We start from the raw sequence: 13004 nt of genomic DNA on the forward strand, positions 1-13004 counted from the left end.
CAACGCAAATAAAAAATGTCAACGCTGAATTTTATTCTTACGCTGCAACTTGAATGTTCCGAATATCCTCGAATTTTGTTGTTTCTAGATTCATAGGAACGTATAATGAGAGTGGTTAAAATGGATGAAATTGCCTTAACACTCACGTTCCGTTCCCTTTCTGAGGAGGTGATAGACAATGAAAACCTTCATAAAAATACTAAAAATATCAGGAATCGTCATCGGCTCCATATTCGCACTGCTCGTGCTCATTGGTATGTTCATGCCGGGAGAAATTGATGTCTATGGAGAAGGAGATTCAGAGAAACCCGACAACCTGACTGTATCAATGGATACCTACATCACAGATGAAGACTATGAGCCTACTGAAGTTGCTTTTCTCACTCATACGATAGCTGCGTTAAACGAGATCGACAATCAAAATTGGGGTGCTTTGGATGCCTATTTTTTGTATGAACGGGTTTATGAAACCGCTCTTCGTGACGTTTATATGAACAAAGAAGTCGATCCGGAGCACATCACAGATGTCCATTACACCGTACGGAACAAGCAATTTCAATCTTATTTGGATGAACAGCCGGTGAGCCCGCTCAGCACCGAAACCGATCACGGGGTGGAATGGGCGACCTTCCAATATGATGTGTGGGTAACCTTCTCCTTCGAATTGGAACGGGTCATCACGGATGATGAAGACCGGACATATACCGATCGCTTCGAGGTGCAGGGAGACTACCCTCCACATTGGCAGTCCAGTATGAAGGAAACACACTGGCGCTTGAATTCCTTAATGCTACGCCCTCTAGAAAATGAATAAAACAGGAGATGAAGAGTATGAAACTCAAATCCATCCCGGTTATTCTGCTCGGCCTGCTGTGTTTGACGGCATGCTCCAACGTAGTGGATGCAGTCGGGGATCAATACCCAATGGAGGATATCGTATACGATGATGTGGGCAACAAATCGGAAATCTTCCGCGCTTATGATCAGAAGCCGGAGAAAGTGGCAGCCGGCATCACCGACTCTGAAGAGGCCGTACATAAAGCCTCCAAAGACGGTCGTGATTTAATGCTCTACGACGATTACCTCGTGCAGGTCTATCAGGACACCCAGAAAGAAGAAGATACCATCATCGAAGTATCGGATAAAGAATTCGTCCGGAACAATTATGATAGTGATTTCTTTTCGGACTACGGCATAGAAGAGGAAGCAGAAGAGGTTTATGCTATGGACCTCGATAACCGCGGCGGCTTCTTTTATACAGGGTATATCGGCGGCAGCGGTGGAAGTTATGTGAAAAATGCCGGGAGCAGTCCATCCGTACGCCAGTCATCCAGCACATCCTCCGGTGTCCGCGGCGGCGGCCCCGGAGCAGGAAAATAACAAAAGAACAGGAGCGAAAAACCATGTTTGAATTCGATATTTCGGAAGTACTGAATGTTTATGACCTTCTATTGACCTTGCTGTATTGGATCGTCATGCTTGTCCTGGCAGGAATTTGTATGGCCATCTTTGAAAAATTCACCCCTTATAACGATAAAGAAGAGCTGCTGAAGGGCAACGTCGCTGTCGCTTCTCAGTTCGCCGGGAAGTTGATCGGTCTAGGTATCATTACAGAATCTTCTATTGCCCACAATTTAAGTATTTGGAGCGCCTCTATCTGGATCTTCATCGGCTTTCTGTTGATGATTGCCGGCTACTATTTGTTCGAGTGGATCACTCCGTTCAAAGCGGAAGAGGAAATAAAGAAAAACAACATCGCTGTCGGCCTTGTAGCGGCATCTGTCAGTATCTTCATCGGTTTTGCCGTAGCAGGAAGCATTACATAAGAAGAATAAAGGAGGACCAACCGTGAACGCACAAAAGTATCTTTATCTGTCATCAGGAATCGTTTCAATCTGCGGAATCGTCTTCCAAGTTCTTTATGGTGCTGCAGGCAGCTACTTATTCGGGGACAGCGTTCTTTATTACTGTATAACCATCGGGCTGTTCATGATGGCCATGGGAATCGGAGCAGCCCTGAGTGAAAAACTGAAGAACTGGCTCGTCACCCGCTTCGTTCAGGCAGAGTACTTGATCGCTCTCGTCGGGGGCTTTTCCGTCTTTGGATTGTTTTTTTTCACTGCTTACTTCGATGACGGCGTTGCCCAGATCTACTTGTACACCGTCATATCTTTGACCGGGTTTCTGACAGGTCTGGAGCTCCCGATCCTGATACGAAGGGTTCAGGAAATCCGTGAAGATATAAGTAAAAGCACAGCGAGGGTGCTGTTTTTTGATTATGCCGGCAGTCTGATCGGGTCCGTAGGATTCGCTCTCGTCCTGCGTCCTCTGCTCGGTCTGATCAATACTGCCTTTTTCATTGCCATGATCAATGCGATTGTCGCTCTGTTCATCACATTAAGGTTCCGAAAAGAGATGTCCAGGCCCAAAGTCCACCAAGCGGCCGGCTTCCTCATTCTCCTTCTGCTTGTCGCGGGATTCTTATTTGGAGAGAAGTATGCCAGTGTCTTTGAGCAGAAATCTTACGCAGACCCGATCGTTTACACAGAAGAAACAAAGTATCAGAAGATCATTTTGACCAAGGAACCGGGAGATGTACGGCTGTTCTTGAACGGACAGCTGCAGTTCGCAGAAAGTGACGAGTTCCGTTACCACGAAGCGCTCGTCCACATTCCGATGGCGCTTGCCGATCAAACGCGCTCGGTTCTGATTCTCGGTGGAGGCGATGGTCTTGCTGTCCGGGAAGTATTGAAGCATGAAGACGTGGAACAGATTACCCTGGTCGACCTCGACCCTGCCATGACGGACCTTGCCAACACCAACCATGAGCTGCTCCGACTGAATGAAGGTTCCTTGAAAGATAGCCGTGTTCAGGTCATTCATGAAGATGCCTTCCAATACTTGCGCGATTCTAAGGAGCTTTATGATGTTATCCTTGGCGATCTGCCGGATCCCAACGATGAAGGCCTCAACAAGCTGTATACGAAGGAGTTCTACTCCCTTGTACGGAACCACTTGTCACCAGGCGGGAAAGTGAGTATTCAATCAACGAGTCCGGTTTTTGCGACCAAAGTGTACTGGACCATTAACAAAACGGTACAAGCCACAGGCCTTGAAACCGCCAATTATCATCTAGACGTTCCAAGCTTCGGAAACTGGGGATTCACTCTGGCCTCCCGAGAGCCTATATCCATTGACAAGTTGGGTTTCGATGGACTTGATTTAAAATTTCTCAATGAGGAAGTCGCCCCTTCTCTATTTGAGTTTGGTAATGACACGGACGAAGTCATTGAAGAGAAGGGAAAGACATTCGATATCCCCGTCAACAGTCTCAATCGTCCAAACCTGATACAGCTGTATCAGGAAGCATGGGAAAATTACTAAGATGCTGCAAAAAAGCCAGCCCGGGAGGCTGGCTTTTTTGATTCATGCTTTATTCATTTGACGTCTGCGAAACAACAGGATTCCACCGGCACCGGCTATTACGGCACCGAGCACTATCCCCGCCGGATAAGCTGCACTTGTATCCGCAAGCTCTCCGCCTTCTTCATCGGACGTTTTAAGTAATTGAAAGAAATTCTTCGCTTGGTCTGTATTATCAATGTGACCTGCAAACAGATCGGATCCCGGTCCGTAAGCATAGACAGGGACGTCTACTCCCGTATGACCGTCTGTCGTCCAGCCGGTCCCTGACCTTTTATTAAATATTCGTTCGATACTATTATCCACTTCCGTCAGACGGTCTTCTTCAGAAGCAGATTTCATCGCTTCTTCCACCGCAGCCACCTCTTTATCGGATACATCGAAAGCAATGTTATCCTCCAATGTCTGCCTTACTTCTTTTCCTTCTTCCACAATCTGCGCAGCCATAAAATCAGGTGTATGTTTTGCCGCTTTTATAACTTCTGTGTCCCATGTATAAGGCCCGTCGGCTCCAATGGACAGTCCTCCAGTCGAGTGATCAGCCGTTGTCACGACTAACGTTTCTCCATCTGCTTCTGCAAATTCGATCGCTTTTTGGAATGCCTTCTCGAAATCATCCATTTCACTCATGGCTGCAACGATATCATTGTCATGGCCGGCCCAATCAATCTGGCTTCCTTCCACCATTAAAAAGAAACCTTCTTCCTTTTTATCCAGCGTTTCAATTGCCTTTGTAGTCATTTGCTCTAACGACGGTTGTTCTGCCGGCCGGTCAATCGCCTTGTCCAACCCAACTGGAGCGAATAAGCCGAGCAGTTGATCACTTTTGGACGCTTCCATCTCTTTTGCGGTTGTTACATAATTAAAACCGTCTTTTTGAAACTCCTTGGTTAAATCTCGATCCTTCCGCTCAAAGTAATCCGTTCCCCCACCGAGCAGAACGTCTACTTTATGCTCTCCTTTGACCATTTCATCATAATAATCATCCGCAATTTCATTGTAATTCTGCCGGGAAGGATCGTGCGTACCGAATGCCGCAGGGGTCGCATGGTTTATTTGTGATGTAGCTACCAGCCCCGTCGATTTCCCAATTTCTTTCGCCTGTTCCAAAACCGTCTTGGTTTCGTGCTGGTCCAAATCAACCGCAATCGCTCCATTGTATGTCTTCACTCCGGAGGACATGGAAGTGGCTGTCGCAGCTGAATCAGGAATGTTTTCTTTTACATCGTCTTCTCCACCATCGTGATGCGGATCAGCAGAATATACAGACTGCATGCCCACTAAGTGAGAATCGAAAGAAGTCGGCTCCATCTCGATGGTCTCAGGATCATCTTTTATATAACGATGTGCTGTTGTATAAGGTGCTCCCATTCCGTCACCAATCATCATAATGATATTCTTAGGCTTTTCAACCTTCTGTTCCTCTGCGTTTATGTAGTTGGCAGACGAACCAAAAACCATAGCCGACACCGCAGCTGCCATCATCCATTTATGCACTTGCTTGTTACCCATAGTACAACCCTCCATATGTATTGTTTTCCCATCCCCCATACTAGGGTTTGATTGTAAATAGAAAAATAACCGTCTGTTAAAACATCGTAAAAAAAAGAAGCATGTAATTAACTACATGCTTCTTGCAATAGATACCTATTTACGTCCCACAAAAGGTCTGATAGGGTCCTGGCGGGACAGGGATCACAGCGTATTCGATTTGTTCCTCTGAATAAGCGTATGGATCAGAAAGGAGACGGATGAGTTTCTTTACCGGACCGTAGTCCTCTTCCGATACGGCCGCAGCCAACGCTTCTTCTACAAGGTGGTTACGCGGAATAAGAGCGGGATTTGTCCGCTTCATCGTTTCATATGCTTCCGTCTTGGATGCTGCCTGGCTGTCCAGGCGAGCCTGCCACTGTTTATACCACTGCGTGAAAGCAGTGGTGTCCCTCAAAGAGGACTCCTCCATCCTATCCTGTGTTAATAAGCGGAACGTTTCCGTGTAATCAGCTTTATTCTTCTCCATAATATCAAGCAGGTCCTCAATTAAAGGCTCATCCTGCTGCTGATTCTCAGTCAGTCCAAGCTTGGAGCGCATTCCATTGAGCCAATGCTCCTTAAACAGCGAGCCAAAACCACTGAGGATCTCCTGGAGCTCTTCGACTGCTGCTTCCTGCTTTTCGTCAAGGAGAGGAATCAATGTCTCTGCGAAACGGGCCAGGTTCCACATCGCGATAGCCGGTTGATTCTTATAGGCATACCGGCCGCTTGTATCAATCGAACTGAAAACGGTATCCGGATTATAAATATCGAGAAACGCACATGGACCATAATCCATTGTCTCTCCACTGATTGTCATATTATCCGTATTCATGACGCCGTGCACGAAACCGACGAGCTGCCACTGGGCAATCAGCTGCGCCTGTCTCCGGACCACCTCTCTATAGAAACCGAGGTAATCTCCTGCTTCCAACTCTGGAAAATGGCGCTCCGTCGCATACTGTACAAGCACTCGAAGATGTTCGGCATCTCCTTGTTTTGCTGCATACTGGAATGTACCCACGCGCAGATGGCTGGCTGCTACTCTTGTAAGTACAGCTCCGGGCCATTCTGTCTCCCTCTGCACCGTTTCACCAGACGTAACAACAGCCAGGCTGCGGTTCGTAGGCACTCCCAGTCCATGCATCGCTTCACTGATCACATATTCCCTGAGCATTGGTCCAAGCGACGCCCGTCCGTCTCCTCTCCGGGAATAAGGAGTCGGGCCGGCCCCCTTCAATTGAATATCGCATCGCTCTCCACCCGGAGTCATCTGCTCCCCTAGAAGGACGGCTCGTCCGTCACCGAGCATGGTAAAATGACCGAATTGATGACCGGCATAAGCTTGGGCTATAGGTTGAGCACCCTCAGGTATCTCATTACCTGACAGCTGCTCTGCATGTATATCATGCAGTCCAAGAATTCCTGCCAGCGGTTCATTGTACAGGACCAACTGCGGGTCCGCCACCGGTGTCGGGGCCTGCCGGGCATAGAACACCCCGGGAAGTTTTGAGTAGCTGTTAAAAAGATTCCAACCTGCTTTATCGGAATGTGTCATGTTATCTCCTTTATAAGTGTGTCCTACGTTACTTATCATTCGTATGCCCATCCTAACATACCCCAATAAAAAAAGCGCACCCTTGGAGGTGCGCCTGTTTCCTTAAAACTCTTCATAGACAGCAGGATCCTGGTCGTTCATTCGACCATCCGGAACGGACAAGGAGGAAATCTTATTCATTTCCGTATCCGTCAGAGAAAAGTCGAAGATTGCACAGTTTTCCCGTTGACGGGTCGGTGAAGTTGAACGTGGAATCGCTATGGCCCCTAACTGGTAATGCCAGCGGAGGACGACCTGCGTCACCGATTTGTTATAATGGGAGGCGATTTCCTGTAACGTTTCTTCCTCCATCACTTTTCCGGCTCTTGCAAGCGGACTCCAGGATTGAGTCGCAATCGTATGCTCTTCATGGAATGCCCTTTGTTCTTCCTGATTAAAGAAAGGGTGAAGTTCCACCTGATTGATACTAGGAAGCACTCCCGTTTCCTTCTTCAGACGTTCCAAATGTTCGGGCAGGAAGTTACAAACACCGATGGAGCGGACAAGCCCCCATCTCTTTGCATCAATCAACGCCTGCCAAGCTTCTACATACATGTCCTGCTTCGGGTTCGGCCAGTGAATCAAATAAAAGTCATAATAATCCAACCCCGCGCGGTAGAGGGATTCCTGGATTGTCGTGAGTGCTTTGTCATACTCGTGGTATCTGCCTGGAAGCTTGGAAGAAATCAAAAGCTGATCCCGCGATACAGAAGAGCGTCGGACAGCTTCTCCTACAGTTCCTTCATTCTCATAGTTGTACGCACTGTCGAGCATCCGATAGCCTGCATGAATGGCGCTCCCGATTGCTTCCGCTCCCTTATTGCCGTTCAGTTCATATGTACCGAAACCAAGTGCCGGCACTTTCATTCCATCATTCAGTGTTATTTCAGGAAAGCCATTACTCATTACCATCTACTCCCTTCCATTTTAAACCACCATATCACCCACAAGAAAATATATCCAAAATAGTGCATCCGTCTCTGTCGTTGAATGTGCTCAGGAAGTACAATAGATTTTTCTCGTTAAATCAATAAAACCGCTTAACGGAACTGACATCCACTTCTCTTTATGCCATGCTATCTGCGTGTATAGGGGAGGCATGTCCTTTGTCCAGGGAAGTTCGACCAACCGTCCCTCCCTGATCTCTTTCTCTACTACCATTTCTGGAAGTGCAGCCAGCCCCAAGCCCGCAACGGCACACTGCTTGATGGCTTCTATGCTCCCAAACTCCAACAGGTTGGACAAAGAATATCCGTCTTGGTGAAACGAGTGTTCCAACAGCTCCCGATAAGAGCAGCCTGACTCGGTCAACAGAAATGTTTCGTCTGCTAATTCATCCACTCCTACCTTCTTTTTCACAGACAAAGGATGATCTGCAGCAGCCACCACCATCAACTTTTCCTCCCGAAGGGCTTCGGTCACTAAGTGATCTGCTGATTTTTCTTGATCCAACAGAACGGCCACATCCAGCGTCCCGTTCCTTATTTCTTCCCTCACTCGCGCTTCGGAGTGGGCCGGCTTGAATATTACCTTCACTTCAGGGAAGTGTTTTCTGAAGGCAGACAGCACGGGAGGCAGGCGATAGGTGCACTGACTTTCCTGTGCACCTATGACGAGCGTCCTCTGTAATTTTTGCTCATCACCCACAACAGCCTTTGCTTCTGCATATATTCGGACAAGCTGATCCGCGTATTCCTTGAACCGATGCCCTGCGTCTGTCAGGAACAGTCTTCTTCCCAAACGCTCAAACAAAGGCTGACCCAGCTCCTCTTCCAATGCTTTTATCTGTGCCGTTACACTTGATTGAGCAAAATTAAGCTGCTTCGCCGTCTTTGTAAAATTCAGCATCTCAGCCGCTGTTATAAATGTCCGCAACTGCTTGAAATCCATCATCATTCTCCTTAATCATAAATTCCGATCGTTTCAATCATAATAATCCGTTTTTATGTTCAACACATTCATTATACACTGGAAACGGAATATACAAGGAGGGAAGTATCATGAAACTTGCCGTTATATACGGTGGAGGACGCAGGGAAGGAAATACCAGGTATTTAACAGAACGCATCATTGCCGGTATGAAGGTGGACCGGATGGAAGTAGACGCCCACCATATTCTGCCGGTCATAGACGGACGTCACGCTGCAGAGGGATTTCCATCTGTACAAGATGATTATGATGGACTGATGAGACGTGTCATGGAAGCAGACATTCTACTCTTCGCCACCCCCATTTATTGGTACAGTATGACCGCTGCCATGAAGCTCTTCATTGATCGTTGGTCGCAGACGATGAGAGATCCGGCTTTCCGTGATTTCCGGACAAAAATGGCTGAGAAACAGGCATATGTCGTCGCTGTCGGAGGGGATTCTCCTCGCACGAAAGGTCTTCCAATGATCCAACAGTTCCAACATATCTTTGATTTTGTCGGTCTCCCCTTTGCTTCCTATCTAATCGGAGAAGCAAACAAGCCCGGCGAGATCACCACAGACAAGCAGGCACTCTATCAAGCGGATCTATGGAACGAAATGTTCAAACAGATTCTGAAGTAAACCATGATTTCTAAACAGATAAAACACACAAAAAAGACCGCCTGGATATTCTCCAGGCGGTCTTTTTGTTTTTGTATCATTGATCCAACAAGTGACAAGCAGCCGTTTGACCAGTTCCAGACGTCTGAAGCTCCGGAACCTCTGCCTTACAGCGATCAAAGGCAAATGGACACCTCGTATGGAAAGGACATCCGGAAGGTGGATTGGATGGACTCGGGAGGTCTCCCTCCAGAACGATCCGTTCCCGTTTCGCTTTCGGATCCGGTACCGGTACGGCAGACAGCAGCGCCTTCGTGTAGGGGTGCTGCGGGTTTTGGATGACCGCATCCCGCTCTCCTACCTCCACCAGTTTCCCTAAATACATGACGCCGATCCGATCGGAAATGAAATCCACAACGCTTAAATCATGAGCGATGAACAAATAAGTCAAATCCAGTTCCTGCTGTAAATCCTTCATCAGGTTCAACACTTGCGATTGAATGGACACATCGAGTGCAGAAACCGGTTCATCCGCAATAATGAGCTTCGGATTGACGGCCAGAGCCCGGGCGATTCCAATCCGCTGTCGCTGTCCCCCACTGAACTCGTGCGGATAACGATCGGCGAATTTCCTGGACAAGCCGACCGTGTCCAACAATTCGTTTACTCTCGCATCGATGGCCGGTCCCTTAGCGAGCTGGTGAACGATCAATGGCTCACCAATAATTTCCCTTACCGTCATTCTTGGGTTCAACGAGGCATAGGGGTCTTGAAATATCATTTGAAAGTCTTTGCGCGCCTGTTTCAGTTCGCCACCCGAAAGCTGGTCCATCCGCTGCCCATCAAAGGTGACCGTGCCCTCCGTCGGGGTGAGCATCTGCATAATCATTCGTCCGGTCGTCGATTTGCCACAGCCGGATTCGCCGACAAGACCGAATGTCTCCCCTTTTTTAATATCGAAAGAGACTCCGTCCACCGCTTTTACCACTTGACGGGATTGCTTCCTGAAACCTTTCTGGCTTACGAAATGCTTTTTCAGTCCTTCTACCTGCAGTAAGGATTGATTCATGATGACACCTCCTCCTCATGAAGCCAGCAGCGATTCTCTCCGTTGAACAGAGGCGGCTCTTCTTTCCAGCACCGTTCAAAGGCGAACGGACAGCGGTTAGCGAATTTACATCCCTCAGGCCGGTCCTCTACAGTAGGAACCTGACCCTGGATAGAATCCAGCCGATCTTTTCTTTCCCCAAGCTTCGGAATCGACCCGAGTAATCCTTGTGTGTACGGATGCTTAGGATTTTCAAAAATGTCGATGACGTTTCCCTGTTCTACGATTCTTCCTGCATACATGACGGCAACTCTGTCACACATTTCCGCAATGACACCAAGATCATGCGTAATGAACAAGATAGACGTATCGTGCTCTTTTCTCATGTTCCTCATCACATCGAGAATTTGAGCTTGAATCGTTACATCGAGCGCCGTCGTCGGTTCATCCGCAATCAGCAAATCCGGGTCACACGACATAGCCATGGCAATCATTACGCGCTGACGCATTCCTCCTGAGAGTTGATGGGGAAACTCCTTCATGATTTCCGCTGCTCTCGGAATACCGACCTGTTCCAGCATAGAAACAGCATGACGCTTCGCCTCCTGCTTCGTGAGAGACTGGTGTTCCAGAATCGCTTCCACTAATTGCTTGCCTATTTTCACAACAGGATTCAAGGAAGTCATCGGCTCTTGAAAAATCATCGACATACGGTTTCCACGCAATTTACGTTTCTCCCTGGTGGATGCTTTCGCTACATCCTTCCCGTCAAAGAGTACTTCACCGCCGACAATCTCCCCCGGTGTATCTTCCAGCAGCTGCATAATGGATAAGGAGGTCACACTCTTACCGCTCCCGGACTCCCCGACAAGGCCGACGATTTCCCCCGGATACAGCGTAAGATCGATTCCTTCTACAGCTGGAATCATCTTTCCGTCCACCCGGAAGCTTGTGTGCAGCTGATTAATAGTTAAAATTGGCTCTGTCATTTCGTCTTCCTCCTTAATCACGGATTTTCGGGTCGAGCGCATCCCGTAATCCATCTCCTAAAAGATTGAAAGCAAGAACGGTCAAGAAAATTGCAAGCCCCGGAAAGAACGTGACATGCGGAGCATCATTCAGATAGTTACGCCCGTCACTAAGCATGGCTCCCCACTCCGGTGTGGAAGGATCAGCCCCAAGACCGAGAAAACTCAGCCCCGCAGCGATCAAGATTGCTGAACCGATCCGCATCGTGAAATATACAATCAGCGTCGAGACAGTCCCCGGGAAAATATGCTTCCAAATGATCCTCCAGCTGGATGCACCGATAGACTGCGTCGCCTCTACGTAAAGCGTCGATTTAATAGAGAGCGTGGTGCTCCGGATGATCCTCGCAAAGACCGGCACACTGAAAATGGCTACAGCCATGACGACATTAAACAGCCCCGGTCCGAGAATAGCGATAATTCCAATGGCAAGCAGCATCCCCGGAAAAGCGAGCAGGACATCCATAATGCGCATAATGGCATTATCGATCCACTTACCGAAATAGCCGCTGATGATACCGAGAGCGGTACCGACAACTGCACCAATTAAAACAGAAGACAGTCCGACGGCTAATGATATTCTCGCTCCATGAAGAATCCGGCTGAAAATGTCTCGACCGAAATCGTCCGTTCCAGCAAGGTGATCCATGGACGGAGAAGACAACAGTTGATTATAATCCGGTTCATTGGGTTCATATGGAGCAATATACGGTCCTAAGATCGCAATAAGAAACAGGAATAAAAGGAAGATTCCCGCAAAAAAGGAAACCTTCTGTTTCTTAAATGATTTCCAAAACTGCCGGAAGGGCGTCACTCTTTGCTCCGTCTGCTGTTGTTCTGCTGATTCCACCATTACGACCCCTCCTCATAACGAATTTTCGGATTCAAGAAACCGTACAAGAGATCTACAAGCAGGTTGATCAATAGAAATTCAAGAGAGAATAATAGAATTTCCGATTGAATGACCGGGTAATCTCTAGCAGTAATAGAGTTGATCAGAAGTCTTCCAAGCCCCGGCCAGCTGAAGATCGTCTCGGTTATAATGGATCCACTGAGCAGGAATCCGAATTGGAGTCCAGACATGGTCACTACGGGAATTAAGGCGTTTCTAAGTGCATGCCCATTAATGACTTTGAACTCTGACAGTCCTTTGGAACGGCCGGTACGGATATAGTCTTCTTTTAAAACATCCATCAGCGAGGACCGCGTAAACCTGGCGATAATGGCCGCCACCCCTGCTCCGAGTGTAATCGATGGAAGAATGTAAGATTCCAACCCTCCGATGCCGCCTGTCGGAAACCATCCGAGCTGGACAGAGAAGACTTGGATCAACATAAGTCCCAGCCAAAAGGAAGGGATGGATACACCGGAAACGGCAAGGAACATGGTGAGATGATCCTGCCAGCGATTACGTTTGACTGCTGAAACTACTCCAATAAGAAGGCCGAATAAGAGCGCCCAGAACATGCTGGCAAGCGTAAGAGTAAGTGTTGGACCAAAACGCTCCTTCAGCATATCCAGAACAGGTTCACCGCTGACGATCGAGGTGCCTAAATCTCCTTGGAACAGATTTGCCATATAGTTCAAATATTGTTGATAAAGGGGCGCATCAAGACCATATTTCACACGGATATTCTCGATTTCTTCCAAAGTGGCGTCCGCTCCGGCTATCAATCTGGCGGGATCCCCCGGTATCAAATGCACGAACAGAAATGCAATGACGGAAATGATGAAAAGCAGCGGAATCATACTGAGAATCCGCTTGATACTGTATTTAAGCATATTCTCCCTCCTTCATTTTTCGTTTCCTTCTCTTAATCAGTAAAGAGGCTGAGCGCTGTCCG

General features: G+C 47.9%; 13 protein-coding genes. 5 read left to right on the forward strand and 8 right to left on the reverse strand.

Features of this window, described 5'->3' with window-relative positions; all coding sequences use genetic code 11:
* The first annotated feature begins 178 nt into the window (after window positions 1-178).
* From AXG56_RS16155 to AXG56_RS16170, 4 genes are read left to right on the forward strand one after another with little or no spacing between them, the layout of a single operon-like run.
* On the forward strand, window positions 179-814 hold the full coding sequence (locus AXG56_RS16155; RefSeq protein ID WP_008633925.1) for a hypothetical protein: 636 nt from the start codon (window positions 179-181) through the stop codon (window positions 812-814).
* A 17-nt stretch (window positions 815-831) separates the two neighbouring features.
* A complete protein-coding gene (locus tag AXG56_RS16160; protein WP_026578693.1) occupies window positions 832-1380 on the forward strand; it encodes a DUF4247 domain-containing protein in 549 nt (182 codons plus the stop codon).
* A gap of 23 nt (window positions 1381-1403) precedes the next feature.
* Complete coding sequence (locus tag AXG56_RS16165) at window positions 1404-1826, forward strand: DUF350 domain-containing protein (protein WP_008633930.1); 423 nt, start codon at window positions 1404-1406, stop codon at window positions 1824-1826.
* Between the two features lie 22 nt (window positions 1827-1848).
* Window positions 1849-3384: a polyamine aminopropyltransferase gene (locus AXG56_RS16170; protein ID WP_008633932.1), complete on the forward strand. Its 1536-nt coding sequence runs from the start codon at window positions 1849-1851 to the stop codon at window positions 3382-3384.
* Between the two features lie 42 nt (window positions 3385-3426).
* Here AXG56_RS16170 and AXG56_RS16175 read toward each other — a convergent pair whose 3' ends face one another.
* The 4 genes from AXG56_RS16175 to AXG56_RS16190 all read right to left on the reverse strand — a co-directional run bounded on the left by AXG56_RS16175 (window position 3427) and on the right by AXG56_RS16190 (window position 8443).
* The gene (locus tag AXG56_RS16175) at window positions 3427-4935 is read right to left on the reverse strand and encodes an alkaline phosphatase (protein WP_062515455.1); all 1509 of its coding nucleotides are present in this window, start codon (window positions 4933-4935) and stop codon (window positions 3427-3429) included.
* A gap of 139 nt (window positions 4936-5074) precedes the next feature.
* Entirely contained in the window at window positions 5075-6514 is a 1440-nt protein-coding gene (locus tag AXG56_RS16180) for a YdiU family protein (RefSeq protein WP_062515705.1), read from the reverse strand.
* A 102-nt stretch (window positions 6515-6616) separates the two neighbouring features.
* On the reverse strand, window positions 6617-7459 hold the full coding sequence (locus AXG56_RS16185; RefSeq protein WP_026578696.1) for an aldo/keto reductase: 843 nt from the start codon (window positions 7457-7459) through the stop codon (window positions 6617-6619).
* Between the two features lie 90 nt (window positions 7460-7549).
* A complete protein-coding gene (locus AXG56_RS16190) occupies window positions 7550-8443 on the reverse strand; it encodes a LysR family transcriptional regulator (RefSeq protein WP_062515456.1) in 894 nt (297 codons plus the stop codon).
* A 110-nt stretch (window positions 8444-8553) separates the two neighbouring features.
* Between AXG56_RS16190 and AXG56_RS16195 the strand changes: the two genes are divergently transcribed.
* The gene (locus tag AXG56_RS16195) at window positions 8554-9105 is read left to right on the forward strand and encodes a flavodoxin family protein (RefSeq protein ID WP_062515458.1); all 552 of its coding nucleotides are present in this window, start codon (window positions 8554-8556) and stop codon (window positions 9103-9105) included.
* A gap of 76 nt (window positions 9106-9181) precedes the next feature.
* Here AXG56_RS16195 and AXG56_RS16200 read toward each other — a convergent pair whose 3' ends face one another.
* From AXG56_RS16200 to nikB, 4 genes are read right to left on the reverse strand one after another with little or no spacing between them, the layout of a single operon-like run.
* Window positions 9182-10153 (reverse strand): ABC transporter ATP-binding protein, encoded by a 972-nt coding sequence (locus AXG56_RS16200; protein ID WP_008633950.1) that lies wholly within the window; start codon window positions 10151-10153, stop codon window positions 9182-9184.
* Window positions 10150-11121, reverse strand: coding sequence for an ABC transporter ATP-binding protein (locus tag AXG56_RS16205; RefSeq protein ID WP_039870743.1), 972 nt, complete (start codon window positions 11119-11121; stop codon window positions 10150-10152). Before AXG56_RS16205 ends, AXG56_RS16200 begins: the two co-directional genes overlap by 4 nt.
* A gap of 13 nt (window positions 11122-11134) precedes the next feature.
* A complete protein-coding gene (locus AXG56_RS16210; protein ID WP_008633954.1) occupies window positions 11135-12013 on the reverse strand; it encodes an ABC transporter permease subunit in 879 nt (292 codons plus the stop codon).
* Window positions 12013-12942: a nickel ABC transporter permease gene (nikB, locus tag AXG56_RS16215; protein WP_008633956.1), complete on the reverse strand. Its 930-nt coding sequence runs from the start codon at window positions 12940-12942 to the stop codon at window positions 12013-12015. Before nikB ends, AXG56_RS16210 begins: the two co-directional genes overlap by 1 nt.
* Between the last annotated feature and the right edge of the window lie 62 nt (window positions 12943-13004).

Origin of the sequence: Halobacillus sp. KGW1 (genome assembly GCF_001592845.1) — a bacterium.
Taxonomy (GTDB): Bacteria; Bacillota; Bacilli; order Bacillales; family Halobacillaceae; genus Halobacillus.